This window comes from Alteribacillus bidgolensis (assembly GCF_002886255.1).
Classification (GTDB): domain Bacteria; phylum Bacillota; class Bacilli; order Bacillales; family Marinococcaceae; genus Alteribacillus; species Alteribacillus bidgolensis.
This window is the reverse complement of record NZ_KZ614149.1, coordinates 1,131,892-1,150,365: the sequence shown is the minus strand read 5'-3', so window position 1 is coordinate 1,150,365 and position 18,474 is coordinate 1,131,892. Positions and strand designations below refer to the sequence as shown.

The window sequence follows — 18,474 nt, the reverse complement described above, 5'->3', positions numbered from 1 at the left end:
TTCCAAGAACGTTTTGAAAATAAAACATAAATGGAGAGGAATATTTATGCTGCAACATAAACATATTTTATTAGGTGTAAGCGGTGGTATAGCTGCCTTTAAAGCAGCAGCTCTTGCAAGTAAGTTAACCCAGGCCGGTGCTTCGGTAAAAGTCATTATGACAGAGCACGCAAAACAATTTGTTACACCGTTAACGTTTCAAGCTTTAACCAGGGAAAGAGTGTATGATGATACGTTTGCTGAAAAAGATCCCGAAAAAGTAGCTCATATTGATATAGCCGACTGGGCAGACCTTTTTATTATTGCACCGGCCACCGCTAATGTAATTGGAAAAGCAGCACACGGGATTGCTGATGATATGCTTTTGACAACGTTTCTAGCTGCTACGTGTCCTGTTTATTTTGCTCCTGCGATGAATGTAAATATGTATCAGCATCCAGCTGTAGTGGAGAACATGAATACGCTGAAAGAACGCAATTACACTTTCATTGAACCAGGTGATGGTTATCTTGCTTGTGGATGGGTAGGCAAAGGACGTTTAGCAGAACCGGATGAAATAGTAGCTTTCTTGGAAGCAGAAGAAAAAGCTCATACTCCATTAGCAGGGAAAAAGCTGCTGGTTACAGCAGGGCCAACCTATGAATATGTCGATCCGGTCCGCGTTTTTACGAATCCATCCACTGGAAAGATGGGATTTGCGGTTGCTGCCGAAGCAGCTGCAATGGGTGCAGATGTTACCCTTATTGCAGGGCCTGTTCACCTGAATGCTCTCCCAGGAGTAAAAAGGATAAACGTCACAACAGCCGAAGAAATGTATAATGAAGTCACCAAAATCTATTCCTCTATGGACATTGTTGTTAAATCAGCTGCTGTGGCTGATTACAAACCAAAAACCATTCTTGCTCAAAAAGCAAAAAAGCAAAATGGTGATATGGACATTCCTATGGAACGTACAAAAGACATTTTAGCTGAATTAGGAAAGAAAAAAACACATCAATTATTAATTGGATTTGCTGCTGAATCAAACAATATAGTTGAATACGCAAAAGACAAATTAGAACGCAAAAATCTTGATATGGTAATTGCAAATAACATTACTTCAGAAGACGCTGGCTTCCGTTCTGAAACGAATAGAGTCATTATTGTACAACGAGAGCAAAATCCAGAAGACATGCCGTTAATGACAAAAACAGAAACAGCAAAAGAAATACTTGCACGGATAGAAAATATGTTAATAAAGGACGCTTAATGATGTATGCAAAAGTAATTGTAGATGTCACTGCAGGTCAGACGAATAAGGCTTTTGATTATCGTATTCCTGAAGAACTGATCGATTTAATTTTACCAGGGATGCGGGTGATCGTTCCATTTGGGCCGAGAAAGATTCAAGGTTTTATATGGGAAATTACTGAAAATACGGAGCTTGACAGAGTGAAGCCGATTTCTGAAATGCTTGATCCTTATCCCGTTTTAACAAATGAAATGTTACAGCTCGGGCAATGGCTTGCCGAAGAGACCGTCTGCTTTCTTATCACCGCTTTGCAATCCATGATTCCTTCAGCCATACGAGCAAAACCAAAAAAGATTTTAAAGCTTAGTACAGAGGAACAGTACCTCCCCGCTTCGCTTCAAGCTGTATTTGCAGGTAAATCATCAGTAGATTGGAACACTATTCCGAACGAAAAAGAAATTTTTTCGTCAATCAAACAAGCGGTGGAAAAAGAAGAAATAGAAGTAGATTATCTGGTGAAAGACAAAACCAAAAAGAAAACCATCCAATCCATACGTATGAATCCACAATACAGAGGTGTCCGTTTCGCTGATATTCTGGGAAACAGAGCTAAAAAGCAAATAGCTGTTATGGAATGGTTTGATACTCGTTACCCGGATGAAAAAATACCCATTAAAGAAGTAATAGATACTTTACAAACATCTAAACATACTATGCAGCAGCTAATAACAAAAGAAATGTTATTTTTAGAAGAGCTTGAAGAATACCGAGACCCATATAGTGACCGTTTTTTTGAGCCTGATCCTCGCCCTGAACTGACCGGTCAGCAAAAACATGTGCTCGCTCCGGTCCGAACAGCTGTCGACCATAATCAAGATACGACTTTTTTGCTGCGCGGGGTCACAGGCAGCGGGAAAACGGAAATTTATCTGCGAGCGATTGAAAAAGTCTTGGAAAAAGGGGAAGAAGCCATCGTTCTTGTACCTGAAATTTCACTTACTCCGCAAATGGTGGAACGATTTAAAGGAAGATTCGGTTCTAAAGTAGCAGTTCTTCACAGCGCTTTGTCCGCAGGAGAAAAATACGATGAGTGGAGAAAAATCCATCGAAAAGAAGTACAAGTGGCAGTGGGAGCACGTTCGGCTGTATTTGCACCTTTTGAAAAATTAGGTTTAATTATTATAGATGAAGAGCACGAAGGCAGCTACAAACAAGAAGACCACCCGAGGTATCACGCTCGTCACATTGCGATTTGGAGAGGGAGTTATCATAAGTGTCCGGTCATTTTAGGAAGTGCCACTCCTTCGTTAGAATCTTATGCAAGAGCAAAACGGGGCGTTTATGAACTGCTTGAATTAAAAGAACGTGTAAATAATATAGCCATGCCAGAAGTAAACATCGTCGATATGCGAAAGGAACTAAGAAAGGGTAACCGCTCTGCTTTTTCAGAACTTCTGCTGCAAAAGCTAAAAGATAGGCTGGATAGAAACGAACAAGCGGTATTGTTTCTAAACAGGCGCGGATATTCCACATTTGTCATGTGCCGTAATTGCGGCTACACGGCGGAGTGTCCGCACTGTGAGATTACGCTTACTTATCATCATACCCAGCGAAAGCTGAAATGTCATTATTGCGGGTATGAAGAGCCTATGCTGACAACTTGTCCTGCTTGTGAAAGTGAACATATCCGTTTTTTTGGTACAGGAACACAAAAGGTAGAAGAAGAGCTGACAAAGCTGCTGCCTGAAGCAAGAGTCATCAGAATGGATGTGGATACAACCTCAAAAAAAGGGTCTCATGAAAAGCTGCTGCAAGCATTTGGAAACGGTGAAGCCGATATTTTACTTGGAACACAAATGATAGCAAAAGGTCTTGATTTTCCAAGAATCACGTTAGCCGGAGTGTTAGCAGCTGATACGATGCTTCACTTACCTGATTTCAGAGCATCGGAACGAACGTTTCAGCTTTTAACACAAGTAAGCGGCAGGGCTGGAAGGGATAAGCTGACTGGAGAAGTCGTCATTCAAACATATACTCCAGACCATTATAGTATCGAGCATGCCAAAACCCATGATTATGAAGCCTTCAGCTTAGAAGAAATGGGACATAGAAAAAGAAGCGGTTATCCCCCTTATTATTACTTAGCACTTGTAACAATTGCGCATGAAGATGTAGTAAAAGTGATGCAGACTGCGGAAAAAATTGCTTCTTTTCTGAGAAGCTCATTTTCTCCTCAAACAAAAGTACTCGGGCCGACTGTTTCACCTATTGCCCGCATTAAAGATAGATATCGATATCAATGCATGATAAAATACAGAAATGAGCCAGATTTAAAGAGTATCTTAAATAAAATAGCAAACCGGTACCAAAAAGAAATGGCAACTGATAAATTATTTATTTCCATTGATATGAACCCGCAAATGTTCATGTAGTATAAAGCCCCGCTGCCGATTCTAATCGCGGGGCTCCTTTTATGAATACAGAAAAGAAAGGACGGATAGGATGAAAATTATTTTTATGGGAACTCCCGATTTTTCTGTTCCCATTTTAAGAGGATTAGTGGAAGAAGGGTATACGATTGAAGCAGTTGTTACCCAGCCGGACCGTCCGAAGGGAAGAAAAAAAACGCTCACTCCTCCTCCAGTAAAAGAAGAAGCCCTTAAACACGGTTTAAGAGTGCTGCAGCCGGAAACACTTAAAAAGAAAGAAAATGTGGAGGAAATCGTAAATCTAGAACCAGATTTAATAATAACAGCTGCGTTTGGACAAATCCTCCCTGAATCCATTCTTGAAGCTCCTGTTCACGGTGCGGTTAATGTCCATGCTTCTCTGCTTCCTAAGTACAGAGGAGGAGCACCGATTCATCAAGCTATTATTGACGGTGAAAGTAAGACAGGCATCACGATCATGTATATGGTAAAGCAGCTAGACGCAGGGGATATTTTAACTCAAAAAGAAGTTGAAATTACTGATACCGACACTACAGGAAGACTCCATGACAAATTAAGCATTGCCGGTCGAGATTTATTATTAGAAACTTTGCCAGATCTCTTACAAGGAAAAATTGCACCTATAGCGCAAAACGAACAAGAAGCAACGTTTGCTTCTAATATTCAGCGCGGACAGGAAAAAATTGATTGGAACCAGCCAGGACAAGCTGTTTATGATCATATACGCGGCATGAATCCTTGGCCGGTCGCTTATACAACCTACAACGGTAAACCGTTTAAAATTTGGGAAGTAAAAAAAGCGCCATCTTCATCGGATCAACAGCAGCCTGGGACCATTGAGGCGGTAAACGAAGATGGCATTATCGTAAAAACAGGAGATCATCAATCCATTGATATAAAAGAAATTCAGCCATCCGGAAAGAAACGAATGAAAGCTGCTGACTTTTTACGAGGAAATCACGGTTTTAAAACAGGAGAGCAATTTAATAATGACCAATAATTTTAATAAAAACGTAAGAGAAAAAGCATTGGAACTTCTTCAGCGAATTGAAAAAGAAGGGGCTTACAGCCATTTGCTTTTAAATCATGTATTAAGTCATGGACAAGTTTCAAAAAAAGATGAGTCTTTGCTAACAGAGCTTGTCTATGGCACGATAAAACGAAAAAATACGCTTGATTTTTATTTAACTCCCTTTTTAAAAAACGGAATAGATTCGATAGAGCCCTGGGTGCTGCAGCTGCTTCGTCTCTCCGTGTATCAGCTTGTATATTTAGACAGGGTGCCAGATAGAGCGGTTATTCATGAAGCCGTCAATATAGCGAAAAAGCGAGGGCATAAAGGAATAAGCGGCCTGGTGAATGGCGTGCTTCGTTCGATTCAGCGAAAAGGTCTTCCGCGTACAAATTCATTATCAGGTATAGAACGTCTGGCAATCGAAACGAGCCATCCAGAATGGCTTCTAGAAGACTGGATTGCAGCTTATGGGGAAAAAGAAGCAAAAGCAATGGCTCTAACGAATTTAGATCCCCCTCCTTTAACCGTGAGGGTAAATCTGTCAAAATCGACAAAAGAAGAAATAAAAAACAAATTACTCGAAGAAGGCTGTCAAATCGAAGAAGGTGCTCTCTCTCCTGATGCCCTTATTATAACTTCAGGGAGTGTAATAACAACAGAAACGTATAAAAATGGATATGTTACGATACAGGATGAAAGCTCTATGCTTGTGGCGAGGTTACTTCAGCCTGAGCCTGGAATGAGGGTATTAGATGCTTGTGCAGCTCCTGGAGGAAAAACGACGCACTTAGCCGAATGTATGGAAGATAAGGGATCAATTAATGCATTTGACCTTCATAAGAAAAAAATAAAATTAATTGAGGAACAAGCAAAACGCCTTGGTTTATCTATTATTGAGGCAAAAGCCATGGACGCTAGAGAGCTTACAGCTCATTTAGACGAACAGTTTGACAGAGTACTTGTAGATGCTCCTTGCAGTGGTCTTGGCGTTATAAGACGCAAACCTGAATTAAAGTGGCAGAAGCAAAAAGAAAATTTAGAACGTTTTCCAAAGATTCAAGCGGACATTTTAGCAGAAGCCTCTAAATTGGTGAAACCTGGCGGGATGCTTGTTTACAGTACTTGTACGGTAAGAAAAGAAGAAAATGAAGACGTAGTAGAAGCATTTTTAAGCCAAAACAACTTGTTTAAAAGAGAACGAAATGAATTTTTAGCGAATACGCTGCAAGCCGAACATGGACAAAAAACCATATTACCGCAGCAATTTGGTACGGACGGTTTTTTTATGGCTTTGTTAAAAAAGCAGGATTTATAAACATTTGAAAGGAAGAATATTCATGCAGCAATTAAAGAAAAAAGTAAAAGCGGAAGCGCCTGGGAAAACATCCATCTTTACGTTGCGATTTGAACAGCTCCAAGACTGGCTGAAAGAACAGCAAGAACCAGCATTTCGTGCAGATCAGATTTTCGAGTGGCTGTACCAAAAAAGAGTAGAAAGCTTCGAGGAAATGACTAATTTATCGAAAACACTGCGCCAAAAATTAATAGACGCATTTTCGATTACCGTATTAAAAGAAGCTGCTAGACAGGAATCATCCGACGGAACGGTGAAATTATTATTTGAACTGCAAGATGGGTACACGATTGAAACGGTGGTCATGAAACACAACTATGGAAATAGCGTATGTGTAACAACGCAAGTAGGCTGCCGGCTTGGCTGTACGTTTTGTGCCTCCACACTTGGCGGATTAAAACGAAATCTAGAAGCTGGTGAAATTACAGCTCAAGTTTTGGAAGCACAGCGTGCACTAGATGAAAAAGGAGAGCGTGTAGATTCAGTAGTAATCATGGGGATCGGTGAACCATTTGACAATTATGATGAACTGATTTCTTTTCTAAAAGTGATTAATCATGATAAAGGGTTAAATATTGGCGCCCGTCATATTACCGTTTCAACTAGTGGTGTCGTACCGAGGATTTATGATTTTGCTGATGAAAACATGCAAATTAACTTTGCAATTTCACTTCACGCACCGAATACAGAAATCCGCAGCCGGCTCATGCCAGTCAACCGCGCCTGGCCGATTGATAAGCTAATGGACTCTATCCGTTATTACCAGAAAAAAACGAATAGACGCATAACCTTCGAATATGGTCTATTTGGCGGCGTGAACGATCAAGTCGAACATGCTGAAGAACTTGCAGAATTGATCAAAGGATTAAAATGCCACGTGAACTTGATTCCTGTTAACTACGTTCCTGAGCGTGATTATGTCAGAACGAGTAAAAATGATATTTTTGCTTTTGAACGGACGTTGAAAGAGCACGGTGTAAACGTTACAATCCGGCGTGAGCAAGGACACGACATCGATGCAGCATGCGGGCAGCTTCGCGCGAAGGAACGCAAACAAGAAACGAGGTGAACCCTGTCTGTGGATACCGTATTTTTAACCGATGCCGGTAAGGTTCGGGATCATAATGAAGATGCAGGCGGAATTTTTATAAACAAAGCAGGAGAGTACCTGGCAGTGGTGGCCGACGGAATGGGAGGCCACCAAGCCGGGGATATTGCAAGTAAAATGACAACAGATTTGCTGAGCCAAGCGTGGAAGTCATTAGAAAAGCCATTTACCCCAGATGAAGCCGGAGAATGGCTCAGTGTTAAGATAGACGAAGTGAATCAGAAAGTATTTGACAAAGCAAATGAAAATAGTCATTTGCAAGGAATGGGAACAACCTTAGTTGCGGCTGTTTGTACTCCTTCCTTTATAGTAATTGCTCATGTTGGCGACAGCAGAGCGTATCTTTTAACGGAAGCAGCATTGCAGCTTAAAACACAAGATCATTCGCTAGTAAATGAATTGAAAAAAAGCGGCCAATTAACAGAAGAAGAAGCAGAGAATCATCCGCGCAAAAACATTTTAACAAGAGCATTGGGGACAGAACCTGTAATCAAAAGTGAAAAATTGGCTTTGGAATGGAATCAAGGAAATGCTGTAATCCTTTGTTCTGATGGATTAACAAATAAAATAACAGATGATGAAATAAAACAGGAGCTGTGCAGTAAGCAATCTCTAGATGACAGTGCCAAGATTCTTATACATACTGCCAATGAACGAGGGGGAGAAGATAACATTACTCTTGCTGTTGTGATGAATGTCCCACTTGAAGAGGGGATGATGTAATGTCTAACCTGATTGGCAAAAGAATAAGTGAACGGTATCAAATTCAAGATAAGATAGGCGGAGGCGGTATGGCTCACGTCTACAAAGCGCAAGATATAATATTAGAGCGCTCCGTTGCGGTGAAAGTGCTTCAGCCGCAATATAACACGGATGAAGAATTTATCCGGCGCTTTCACCGAGAGGCGCAGGCGGCAACCAGCTTGGCCCACCCAAATATTGTTAATATTTACGATGTAGGGGAAGAAGAAAACCTTTATTATATTGTAATGGAGTATATTGAAGGAGAAACGCTGAAAGAAAAAATCCAGCAGCAAGGGCCTCTTCCATTAGAACAATCTGTCAGTCTCATGGATAAAATTTTAGGCGCAATCGGGCATGCCCATGCCAATGGGATTATACACAGGGATATAAAGCCGCATAATATTTTAATAAATCATAATGGAGAAGCAAAAGTAACGGATTTTGGTATAGCGAGAGCAGCTTCAGCAGCCACAATCACGCATACAAATTCGGTTATGGGGTCTGTTCATTATTTATCGCCAGAACAAGCAAAAGGCGGCCGCATTACAGCTCAGTCAGATATTTATTCACTCGGGGTTGTGCTTTATGAAATGGTGACCGGATCACTTCCTTACACAGGTGACTCAGCGGTTAGTATTGCATTAAAGCATTTACAAGAGCCATTGCCGCTTCCATCTGAAAAAAGACCGGGACTGCCGCAAAGTCTTGAAAATGTTATTTTAAAAGCAACAGTAAAAGATCCGCTTGAACGTTTTGATAGTGTTTTCACGATGCAGGACGATTTAAAAACCGTTCTTTCGATGGAACGCCGTAACGAAGCCCCTTATATTCTTCCTGAAGATGAGGATGCTACAAAAGCTGTCCCAATTATAAAAGATGAGGATGGATTTGCAGAAGAAACAAAAGTGGCTCCTTCCGAAGCAACGGCGGTTCATAATAATAATATGGATAATCAACCTCCTCCCCCTAAGAAAAAAAGAAAGCGCTGGGGATGGATACTGTTTTTCATTTTATTGTTTATCATTGGAGCAGCAGCTGCTGCGTTTACTATTCTTCCTGACTGGCTGAAAGTAGATGAAGCAGAAGTCCCTGAAGTTCAAAACATGGAAGAAGATGAGGCGGTACAAGAAATAGAAGAAGCACGTTTAGAGGCTGAAGTGGAAAATGTCTACGACGATGAAGTGGAGGAAAACTTTGTAGTCGGCCAAGATCCAAGAGGCGGCTCAACTGTTAAAATTGACAGCACGGTTACTTTATATGTCAGTGAGGGACAAGAGGAAGTGGAAATGCCTGATCTAGAGGGAGTGGACCGGGACCAGGCAGAAGATATGTTAAGTGATTACAATGGGGTGGAATACACTGCCTCTGAAACATCAGAATATCCTCCTGATCATATCATTGAGCAAACACCAAAAGCCGGGGAAAACGTCGTAGCAGAAGAAACAACAGTTTATTTGACATATAGCACAGAACGAGAGTTTTCCTTAGACAATTTAGAAGGTGAATCGAAGGATGCGGTGGAAAAATATTTAGAAAATAACAACTTAAACGGAAGTTTTGAAACTCGTCATTCAGATGAGATAAGCAGCGGCCGTGTCATTGAACATTCTCCAGGACCTTACACCACTGTCACAGACGGAGATGAAATTACGTTTGTCATTTCGGAAGGGCCCGAAGAAGAATCTGTGGAAGAAAATGAAACTGAACAAATCGAAGCTGTCATTCCGGTAGAAGTGGAGGAAAGTGAGGAAGAAGAAGACCAGTCTTTCGACATTCGGATCGTTTATGAAGATGCAACCACCGATGGAGAAACCACTTTTACGGAAGAAACAATTTCAGAAACAAAAACGTACAGGGTACCGCTCGAAGTTACTCCGGAAACGGATGGGTATTACAAGCTCTATGTTGATGATGAAGAAGTCCAATCTAATACTTTTAATTACGGGGATGAATAGGAGGATTTATGGAGGAAGGAATCATCGTAAAATCACTGAGCGGATTTTATTATGTAGAAAATGAACAAGGTGTCTTCCAATGCCGGGGAAGAGGATTATTCAGAAAACAAAAGATTAAACCTCTCGTTGGTGATAATGTAAGATTTGAAGCAGAAAAAAAAGAAGAAGGTTATATTTACGAAATTTTTGAACGGCAAAACGAATTGAACCGTCCCCCAGTAGCTAATGTAGATCAGGCTTTGCTCGTGTTTTCAGCAGAGGAGCCAGCATTTTCGTCTCTTTTGCTCGACCGTTTTCTTATTCATATGGAATCCTTAGATATTGAACCGATTATTGTAGTCAATAAAATGGATTTAGTAAAAGAAAAGCGGGAACAGGAACTGCTGGCATTTCAACAAGACTATAATAATATAGGATATGCGTTTTATTTTGTGTCGGGAAAAAGCGGGGACGGGATAGAACAGCTTCCTCCACTCTTAGAAGGCAGCATCTCTATTGTTGCAGGACAATCTGGTGTTGGTAAATCAACTCTTTTAAATAACTTGGATCGTTCTTTACAGTTAAAAACAGCAGAAATTTCTGCTCATCTAGGAAGAGGTAAACACACAACGAGACATGTTGAACTTCTTTCTATGCATAACGGATGGGTTGCCGATACTCCAGGTTTTAGCTTGCTCGATTTTAAGTCTATTAGTGAGGATGATCTTGATGTCTGTTTCCCTGAAATGAAAGAAAGATTACCTGATTGTAAGTTTCGTGGCTGCACCCATCGAAAAGAGCCTGGCTGTGCAGTGAAACAAGCGTTAGAAAACGGGGATATTCCTTCCTATCGTTATGTCCATTACATTCAATTTTATAAAGAGATTTTCGATCATCGGAGGTATTAATACATGGTTAAAGTAGCACCATCAATTTTGTCAGCTGATTTTTCTCAACTAAAAGAAGAAATTATTGATGTAGATAAAGGCGGGGCCGATTATATTCATATTGACGTGATGGACGGCCATTTTGTGCCGAATATTACAATTGGACCGCTTATTGTACAAGCGGTTCGCCCTCATACAGAACTTCCTCTTGACGTTCATTTAATGATTGAAGAACCAGATCGTTACGTTGCTGATTTTGCCAAAGCAGGCGCTGATATCATTTCTGTTCATGTAGAAGCCTGCCGTCATTTACACCGGACGATTCACCTTATTAAAGAACATGGAGCGAAAACTGGGGTAGTGCTTAATCCGGCGACGCCTGCAGAAACCATAAAACATATTTTAAAAGAAGTTGATCTCGTTTTATTAATGACCGTAAATCCTGGTTTTGGAGGACAGGCATTTATCCCGGAAGTTGTGGCAAAAATCGAGGAAGTAAAAAACATGTTGTCAGAGCTTGGGCACGATGCAGAACTTGAAGTGGACGGCGGCGTCAACAAAGAAACGGCTGCTTCTTGCAGGGCTGCTGGGGCCAATGTTTTGGTAGCGGGCTCGGCTGTGTACAAACATGCAGATCGTCAAAAAGCAATAGAACAAATTCGTGGGTCTGCTGAATAGAATGCGGTATGTAGACAAAGGGAACCGTTCCAAGGCAGGGGGCGGTTCTTTGTTGTTTTTCTAATAACCACTAATTAAACCTCTTTTTTTCTAAATGGATGTACTTCTCCTTTACGCTATGAAAATTTTTACAGGGGAAATGTTGATTCAGATTTAAAATTTATGGCTGGCCCAGCAACCCGAGTTTTTCTAATTTTTCAAGATTTTCTATGTACTATTTTAAAGTTCCTGAATATACATATAAAAGAATCTCATTTGGGAAAAACGATGCCTTAAGAAATATAGGCTTTAACCATCGGAAAAGGGCTTAAGGGAAGCGGCGCGTGCCGCATTATAGTAAAGGAAAGAGGAGGAGTTATAATGAAATTCTATACTATTAAACTGCCTAAGTTCCTGGGAGGATTTGTACGCGCCGTTATCGGTACTATAAAAAAAGAGTAGTTGTTAATAATAATGTTATGTAAACTAAAAAAGATAGTTTATCCATTGAACAATGAATAACCCCGGCACCATTCCACAGATAATAGGGATAGTTCCGGGGTTATTTTTGCATCTCATTTTCATTTACACGTATTGTATTACACGCGCTGAACTTTGCCTGATTTAAGAGCACGGGCAGAAACATAAACACGCTTTGGTTTTCCATCAACCATGATGCGTACTTTTTGAACATTAGAGCCCCAGCGGCGCTTTGTAGCGTTGTTTGCGTGAGAACGGTTGTGACCGGATTTCGGTCCCTTGCCTGTCACGTAGCATTTACGTGCCATGACATGCACCTCCTTATACATTCCATCTTTCAGTTTCAAAGCATACTTTCATATTTTAGCACAGCACCAATACCATTGCAATCATAGGTTGTTTCCAAAAGGGTTATTCTTGACATCTGTATTTTTTTCAACTAATAAGTGCAGATTTCTAGCTTCAATGACCGAGGTTTGCGCGTAATCGATAAATAATCTTTTGCTGCAGGTGCTGTGTCTTGCACTTTAACTAAACTTCCTTATTACATGGCGCTTACGCTTTTCTTACGACCTTTCAAAAAAAGGAAGAGTATAGTAAAATAATCTTAGCCATTGAAGGAAACGGTAAAGGGAGGCTTAATAATGACAATTGAAATGAATTCACAGCTAGGTTCGATAGATGTTTCAAGAGAAGTTGTAGCTACTATTGCCGGAGGAGCAGCCGTTGATTGTTACGGAATTGTCGGCATGGCATCCCAAAAACAAATAAAAGACGGTTTATCTGAAATGCTCGGCCGGGATAACTTTTCTCGCGGTGTCGTCATTCGTGAGCTTGATGATGGAATCCATATAGATATGTATATTATCGTAAGCTATGGTACAAAAATTTCTGAAGTCGCTTATAATGTTCAAAGCAAAGTGAAATACCAGCTTCAGCAAATGCTTGGTTTAACCGTTGATTCTGTGAACGTATATGTTCAAGGTGTACGGGTTACGCAGTCATAGGCAGAGGAAGTTAGGAGGAAATACCAGTGAATGAAGTAATTGAAGGCAGACAGCTTGCTGCCATGTTTGAAGAAGGAGCGGCTGTTCTTAAGAAAAACGTTAAAAAAGTAGATGCACTAAATGTTTTCCCTGTACCGGATGGGGACACAGGTACAAACATGAATTTAACCATTCAATCAGGAATAAAAGAAGTGAAAACGAATGCAAGCAATCATGCTGGGGAAGTAGCGAAATCTTTTTCTAAAGGGCTTTTAATGGGAGCAAGAGGAAATTCGGGAGTCATACTCTCACAGCTATTCCGTGGATTTTCCAAAGCAGTGGAAAATAAAGCAGAACTAACGACAAAGGATCTAGAACGAGCTCTAGAGGAAGGGGTGACGACTGCTTACAAAGCAGTCATGAAACCGGTAGAAGGAACAATATTGACCGTTGCTAAAGATGCATCTTCTTCAAAGGAAACAAAAGCAAATATAACGCCGATGGACTGGATGAAATCTGTCGTAGAAAAAGCCAGCAGTTCCTTAAAAGAAACGCCTGAGCTTTTACCTGTATTAAAGGAAGTCGGTGTAGTAGATTCCGGCGGTCAAGGTTTGGTATATATTTATGAAGGCATGCTCCATGCACTTGAAGGGAAAACATCAAAAGACGATGCAGAGTCTGCAGCTCCTTCTTTAGACGAGCTTGTTAAAGTCGAGCATCACCAAAACGCTCAATCACATTTGGCAACAGAAGATATTGAGTTTGGTTATTGCACAGAAGTGATGGTGAAGTTTGAAGAGGATAAGCTGCTTGAAAACCGTTTTGACGAAAACGCTTTTAGGAATGAGCTGGCTCGGTCAGGCGATTCTTTACTTGTCGTTAGCGACGAAGATTTATTAAAAATACATATTCATGCAGAATACCCAGGAGATATTCTATCAAAAGCCCAAAATTACGGCAGTCTCGTACACGTAAAAATTGAAAATATGAGAGAACAGCATCAGGCTCTCACAAGTAATAAAACAGACAAAGAACAAGAAGGAACGAAAGGTACCAGTCAAATTAACACGGAAGAAGAGAAAAGTGATGAGCCAGTTTCAGCCCCTTATGGATTTGTCACGGTATCTATGGGAGCTGGTATTGAAACGTTATTCAGAGGCCTGGGTGTTAATGAGATTATTGCAGGCGGTCAAACGATGAATCCAAGTACGGAAGATATTGTTACAGCTATACGTAAAGTTAACGCAGATCACATTTTTGTCTTGCCAAATAACGGGAACATCGTGTTGGCTGCTGAACAGGCAGCAGAAGTTGTTGGTTCCCATGTTGAAGTGATTCCGACTAAGTCGGTACCTCAAGGTCTAAGCGCCTTGATTGCTTTTAATGAAGAAGAAGACGCTTCAGAAAACAAACAAGCCATGGAATGTGCCAGAAAAGAAGTGAAAACCGGACAAGTTACGTACGCTGTCAGAGACACAGTTATTGACGGTTTGGAAATTAAAAAAGGAGATTACATGGCTATTGCCGAAAAAGAGATAATAGCCTCAGGATCGGATGTCGAAAAAGTTACCAAAAACCTTCTTGAGAATATGATTGAGGAAGAATCAGAAATTGTGACATTGATTCGGGGAGAAGACGGCAGTGAAAAATTGGAAGAAAAAATTACCGTTTTTATTGAAAAAGCATATACGGATGTAGAGGTCGAAATACATGAAGGCGGTCAGCCCTTATATTCCTATATTATCTCTGTAGAATAATTAGGTGATAATGAAAGGTCGTTTTGTACGGAAGGAAGCAGAATTGCACAGTTGTTTGTGCACCAAGGAAGGGGAATTCATGGTGGCACGCGTGAAAATTGTAACCGATAGTACGGCTGACATTCCATTAGATTTGGTAAAAAAATTTAACATTTCGGTGATACCTTTAAAAGTGGTGATCGGAAATGAGACGTTTCAAGACGGGGTCAATTTAACACCTGAGTCTTTTTATCAAAAACTAGATGAAATGGACGATTTGCCATCAACATCTCAGCCTACTCCGTATGAGTTTGAGACAGTTTACCGTCGCATTGCTGAAAATGATCATTCAAATGATACAACGATTCTCTCTATTCATTTATCGTCTCAATTGAGTGGTACGATTCAGTCAGCTACACTTGCTGCAGATGAAGTGAAAGATGCTGTAAAGGTTGAAGTTATAGACTCTAAGCGTGCTTCTTATGCCATCGGCATTATAGTCGTGGAAATTGCAAAAATGGCCCAAAATGGTGCTGGCTTGTCTGAATGTAAGGCAAAACTTGAAATGTTGCTAAAGCGTACAAATGTTTATTTCTTGGTCGATACACTCGAATATTTACAAAAAAATGGCCGCATCGGAAAAGCTTCAGCTTTAATCGGCTCCTTGTTAAAAATGAAACCGGTGTTAAGTTTAACGGAAGACGGGCAGGTATACCCATACCACAAAGCAAGAGGAAGAAAAAAGGCATTGGCAGTCATTCGGGAAGCGGTGAAAAATCAGTACGGAGATCAGCCGGTCCATGTCGGGGTTTCTCATGCAGATGCAGAGGAAAGTGGAGAGCAGCTGCTTCGAAATGTGGCAGACGGATTGAATACACAATCAATGACGACCACAAAAATCGGAGCTGTCATTGGAGCTCACACTGGACGTGGCACGGTTGCCATTTCAGTAACTCCGGCTGAATGATAAGAGGACTGTCCTGGAAATATGCTTAAACCAGGTCAGTCCTTATTTTCGTGTTTATACTCATCAATATTATCTGTCAGCGGGAGGATTCTTATGATGATAAACTGGAATGTTTTAGGAAATAAAGCAGCGATAGGATGGGAAACGAATACAGCTGGTGTTTCCTTCGATAGAAGATGAACCGCACCTTAAATCAGCCGGTTTCCATATTAAAAGGAATTGGGGAGGAAAAAGAAAAAGAACTTAACAAGATTGGTTTATTTACGATCGCAGATCTTTTGCAGCATTTTCCTTATCGCTATGAAAATCATGAAGTTCTTCCAATAGAAGAGCTGCGGCATGATGATCGAGTTACTGTTTCAGGAACGATTCAAACAGAGCCTGCTATTCGATTTTACGGGAAAAAGAAATCAAGAATGACGGTTCGTTTAATGGTTGAAAACATACTCATTACGGCTGTGTTCTTTAATCGCGCCTTTTTAAAAAATAAAATAAAAAGGGGCGAAACGGTAACGCTTACAGGAAAGTGGGACAAATATAAGCTGACCATTACCGTTCAGGATTTTAAGCAGGGAAGCCCAGATCCAACAAAGCAGCTGGAAGCTGTGTACTCTACTGGAGGTAACGTAACAGTAAAACAGCTGCGCCGATATATTCATTCTGCTCTTACAGAATACAGCACACACATTAAGGAAAGTTTGCCGTCATCATTTTTAGTCTCTTATAAGCTTCCCTCTCGGAAAGAATCTTACACAGCTGTACACCGTCCAGAAAATAAAGAAAAATTAAAGCATGCCAGACGCCGATTAGTATATGAAGAACTTTTATTCTTTCAATTGAAAATGCAGGCCTTTAAACGACAAGAACGTCTCTCATCACATGGCAGAGTTCATTCTTTTGATGAAGAAAAAATAACAACATTTATAAACAAGCTGCCGTTTTCTTTAACAAACGCTCAAATACGTGTCATAGAAGAAATAACCCAAGATTTAAGAGATCCATTAAAAATGAACCGGCTTTTACAAGGGGATGTAGGATCGGGAAAAACGGTCGTAGCCGCTATAGCTATGTATGCTGTCTACTTATCAGGGTCACAATCTGCATTAATGGTTCCTACAGAAATCTTAGCGGAACAACATTACCAAGGGCTGAAGGAATTATTATCGAACACAAATGTGAAGATTTCTCTATTAACCGGTTCTACAAAAGGTAAAAGAAAAAGGGAAGTAAATGCTTCCGTAGAAGATGGGGACACGCATATTGTCGTAGGGACGCACGCGCTTATTCAAGAGGATGTAGCTTTTTTAAATCTCGGGCTGGTCATTACTGATGAACAGCACCGATTTGGGGTTGAACAAAGACGGGTCCTTCGCGATAAAGGGTATGAACCAGACGTGCTTTTTATGACGGCAACCCCTATCCCTCGTACTCTTGCAATTACTGTGTTTGGAGATATGGATGTTTCTATTATCGATGAATTGCCAGCTGGACGAAAAACAATAGAAACGTATTGGGTTAAACCTCCTGTACTAGAGAGAGTGCTGCGGTTTATACAAAAAGAAGTAAACAATGGAAGACAGGCTTATGTCATTTGTCCGCTTATTGAAGAGTCTGATAAACTCGATGTTCAAAATGCCATTGATGTTCATGCTCAGCTGCAGCAATATTTCTCCTGCAAAGTAGGGTTAATTCACGGAAGACTGGCTGCCGAGGAAAAAGAACAAATAATGGAGGCTTTTTCTACGAATGACATTCAGATTTTGGTTTCAACTACTGTAGTAGAAGTAGGTGTCAATGTTCCTAATGCGACAGTCATGGTCATTTATGATGCAGACCGTTTTGGACTTTCACAGCTGCACCAGTTAAGAGGGAGAGTTGGGCGAGGGGATCAACAATCTTACTGTATTTTGCTTGCTGATCCCAAAGGAGAAACAGGAAAAGAACGGATGCAGATTATGCAGGAAACAGAAGATGGCTTTGTTTTGTCTGAAAAAGATCTAGAATTAAGAGGACCAGGGGATTTTTTTGGAAGCAAACAAAGTGGACTTCCTGACTTTAAAATTGCCGATCCTGTCCATGATTATAGAGCACTTGAAACAGCGCGGCAGGATGCAGCCCGGTTAATAAAAAGCAAAGAATTTTGGACAGCTGCTGAGTATTCGAGCTTAAGACACTATTTAGATAAAAGCGGTGTGTTAAGCGGTCAAAAAATAGATTAGGAAAGTGTATGCTTGAAATTAAAAAAGCAGAATTATATACTACTTTTAGTACCTAGTCATAGAAGCGGATGGTGGCGGAGGCGTGAAAAGAAATAAAAAAGAAAGACAACACTTTTTAAAAGAAAAAATTGAAGCTGACCCATTTATTACAGATGAAGCTTTGGCTGAAGCCTTTAATGTAAGTGTACAGACTATCCGTCTCGACCGGCTGGAGCTGTCTATACCAGAATTACGTGAGCGGATTAAACACGTTGCGAGAGAACACCTAGATGAAGTGAAAGCTCTGCCATTAGAAGAAGTCATCGGGGAAATTGTTGATTTACGATTAGATGAAGAAGCTATTTCTATTTTAGATATTGGTGAAGAACATGTTTTTTCGCGTACCGGGATTGCTCGCGGACATTATTTATTTGCCCAGGCGAATTCTTTGGCAGTTGCCATTATTAATGATGAATTAGCTCTTACTACAAAAGCTTCGGTGCATTTCAGCAGACAGGTTAAATCCGGGGAGAGAGTAGTTGCTAAGGCTGTTGTGGCTGGAACGGGAAAAAGTAAAACAGTCGTCGAGATTACCAGCCGAGTGAATCGGGAGACTGTCTTTCACGGAGAATTTGTGATGTATCGTTCTCATAGATAAAACATATATGGTTTTAATTTCTTACGTTCATTTAAACAGAATAAACAAAACAACGGCTTCAACGTACAG

Annotated in this window: 16 protein-coding genes; 15 read left to right on the top strand and 1 reads right to left on the bottom strand. The window is 40.6% G+C overall.

The annotated features are described in order from the left end of the window. Positions 1-46: 46 nt before the first annotated feature. From coaBC to spoVM, 10 genes are all read left to right on the top strand, one after another. Entirely contained in the window at positions 47-1,249 is a 1,203-nt protein-coding gene (gene coaBC / locus CEF16_RS05895) for a bifunctional phosphopantothenoylcysteine decarboxylase/phosphopantothenate--cysteine ligase CoaBC (RefSeq protein ID WP_091582948.1), read from the top strand. After that, positions 1,249-3,663, top strand: coding sequence for a primosomal protein N' (priA, locus tag CEF16_RS05890; RefSeq protein WP_091582951.1), 2,415 nt, complete (start codon positions 1,249-1,251; stop codon positions 3,661-3,663). Before coaBC ends, priA begins: the two co-directional genes overlap by 1 nt. Before the next feature lie 70 nt (positions 3,664-3,733). Then, the gene (fmt, locus tag CEF16_RS05885; RefSeq protein WP_245917773.1) at positions 3,734-4,681 is read left to right on the top strand and encodes a methionyl-tRNA formyltransferase; all 948 of its coding nucleotides are present in this window, start codon (positions 3,734-3,736) and stop codon (positions 4,679-4,681) included. Next, positions 4,671-6,011, top strand: a complete 1,341-nt coding sequence (gene rsmB, locus CEF16_RS05880) for a 16S rRNA (cytosine(967)-C(5))-methyltransferase RsmB (RefSeq protein ID WP_091582956.1) — start codon at positions 4,671-4,673, stop codon at positions 6,009-6,011. Before fmt ends, rsmB begins: the two co-directional genes overlap by 11 nt. 22 nt (positions 6,012-6,033) lie before the next feature. Then, complete coding sequence (gene rlmN, locus CEF16_RS05875; protein WP_091582959.1) at positions 6,034-7,119, top strand: dual-specificity RNA methyltransferase RlmN; 1,086 nt, start codon at positions 6,034-6,036, stop codon at positions 7,117-7,119. A 9-nt stretch (positions 7,120-7,128) separates the two neighbouring features. Continuing rightward, the gene (locus CEF16_RS05870) at positions 7,129-7,881 is read left to right on the top strand and encodes a Stp1/IreP family PP2C-type Ser/Thr phosphatase (RefSeq protein WP_091582962.1); all 753 of its coding nucleotides are present in this window, start codon (positions 7,129-7,131) and stop codon (positions 7,879-7,881) included. Continuing rightward, complete coding sequence (gene pknB, locus CEF16_RS05865; protein WP_245917772.1) at positions 7,881-9,857, top strand: Stk1 family PASTA domain-containing Ser/Thr kinase; 1,977 nt, start codon at positions 7,881-7,883, stop codon at positions 9,855-9,857. The genes CEF16_RS05870 and pknB overlap by 1 nt, the downstream gene beginning before the upstream one ends. Positions 9,858-9,865: 8 nt before the next feature. After that, entirely contained in the window at positions 9,866-10,744 is an 879-nt protein-coding gene (gene rsgA, locus CEF16_RS05860) for a ribosome small subunit-dependent GTPase A (protein WP_091582963.1), read from the top strand. A 3-nt stretch (positions 10,745-10,747) separates the two neighbouring features. Further along, on the top strand, positions 10,748-11,401 hold the full coding sequence (rpe, locus tag CEF16_RS05855; RefSeq protein ID WP_091582966.1) for a ribulose-phosphate 3-epimerase: 654 nt from the start codon (positions 10,748-10,750) through the stop codon (positions 11,399-11,401). A 360-nt stretch (positions 11,402-11,761) separates the two neighbouring features. Continuing rightward, on the top strand, positions 11,762-11,842 hold the full coding sequence (spoVM, locus tag CEF16_RS05850; RefSeq protein WP_091270301.1) for a stage V sporulation protein SpoVM: 81 nt from the start codon (positions 11,762-11,764) through the stop codon (positions 11,840-11,842). A 137-nt stretch (positions 11,843-11,979) separates the two neighbouring features. Here the strand turns inward: spoVM and rpmB are convergent, their stop codons facing one another. Continuing rightward, positions 11,980-12,168 carry a 50S ribosomal protein L28 gene (gene rpmB / locus CEF16_RS05845; protein WP_091270303.1) on the bottom strand — a complete coding sequence of 63 codons (189 nt, stop codon included), beginning with the start codon at positions 12,166-12,168 and terminating at the stop codon, positions 11,980-11,982. Between the two features lie 336 nt (positions 12,169-12,504). On the opposite strand from rpmB, the gene CEF16_RS05840 reads away from it, so the two are divergent. The 5 genes from CEF16_RS05840 (at position 12,505) to fapR (ending at position 18,405) form a co-directional block, all read left to right on the top strand. Then, positions 12,505-12,867 carry an Asp23/Gls24 family envelope stress response protein gene (locus CEF16_RS05840; protein ID WP_091582969.1) on the top strand — a complete coding sequence of 121 codons (363 nt, stop codon included), beginning with the start codon at positions 12,505-12,507 and terminating at the stop codon, positions 12,865-12,867. A gap of 62 nt (positions 12,868-12,929) precedes the next feature. Beyond that, complete coding sequence (locus CEF16_RS05835; protein WP_091583219.1) at positions 12,930-14,603, top strand: DAK2 domain-containing protein; 1,674 nt, start codon at positions 12,930-12,932, stop codon at positions 14,601-14,603. A 79-nt stretch (positions 14,604-14,682) separates the two neighbouring features. Then, entirely contained in the window at positions 14,683-15,549 is an 867-nt protein-coding gene (locus CEF16_RS05830; protein ID WP_342750465.1) for a DegV family protein, read from the top strand. Between the two features lie 176 nt (positions 15,550-15,725). Then, entirely contained in the window at positions 15,726-17,768 is a 2,043-nt protein-coding gene (gene recG / locus CEF16_RS05825) for an ATP-dependent DNA helicase RecG (protein ID WP_091582972.1), read from the top strand. Positions 17,769-17,850: 82 nt separating this feature from the next. Further along, positions 17,851-18,405: a transcription factor FapR gene (gene fapR, locus CEF16_RS05820; RefSeq protein WP_091582976.1), complete on the top strand. Its 555-nt coding sequence runs from the start codon at positions 17,851-17,853 to the stop codon at positions 18,403-18,405. Positions 18,406-18,474: the final 69 nt, after the last annotated feature.

Coding starts and splice junctions, on each gene's coding strand:
- coaBC (WP_091582948.1), top strand. CDS start 47: ATGCTGCAACATAAACATATTTTATTAGGTGTAAGCGGTGGTATAGCT.
- priA (WP_091582951.1), top strand. CDS start 1,249: ATGATGTATGCAAAAGTAATTGTAGATGTCACTGCAGGTCAGACGAAT.
- fmt (WP_245917773.1), top strand. CDS start 3,734: ATGAAAATTATTTTTATGGGAACTCCCGATTTTTCTGTTCCCATTTTA.
- rsmB (WP_091582956.1), top strand. CDS start 4,671: ATGACCAATAATTTTAATAAAAACGTAAGAGAAAAAGCATTGGAACTT.
- rlmN (WP_091582959.1), top strand. CDS start 6,034: ATGCAGCAATTAAAGAAAAAAGTAAAAGCGGAAGCGCCTGGGAAAACA.
- pknB (WP_245917772.1), top strand. CDS start 7,881: ATGTCTAACCTGATTGGCAAAAGAATAAGTGAACGGTATCAAATTCAA.
- rsgA (WP_091582963.1), top strand. CDS start 9,866: ATGGAGGAAGGAATCATCGTAAAATCACTGAGCGGATTTTATTATGTA.
- rpe (WP_091582966.1), top strand. CDS start 10,748: ATGGTTAAAGTAGCACCATCAATTTTGTCAGCTGATTTTTCTCAACTA.
- spoVM (WP_091270301.1), top strand. CDS start 11,762: ATGAAATTCTATACTATTAAACTGCCTAAGTTCCTGGGAGGATTTGTA.
- rpmB (WP_091270303.1), bottom strand. CDS start 12,168: ATGGCACGTAAATGCTACGTGACAGGCAAGGGACCGAAATCCGGTCAC.
- CEF16_RS05840 (WP_091582969.1), top strand. CDS start 12,505: ATGACAATTGAAATGAATTCACAGCTAGGTTCGATAGATGTTTCAAGA.
- CEF16_RS05835 (WP_091583219.1), top strand. CDS start 12,930: ATGTTTGAAGAAGGAGCGGCTGTTCTTAAGAAAAACGTTAAAAAAGTA.
- CEF16_RS05830 (WP_342750465.1), top strand. CDS start 14,683: ATGGTGGCACGCGTGAAAATTGTAACCGATAGTACGGCTGACATTCCA.
- recG (WP_091582972.1), top strand. CDS start 15,726: ATGAACCGCACCTTAAATCAGCCGGTTTCCATATTAAAAGGAATTGGG.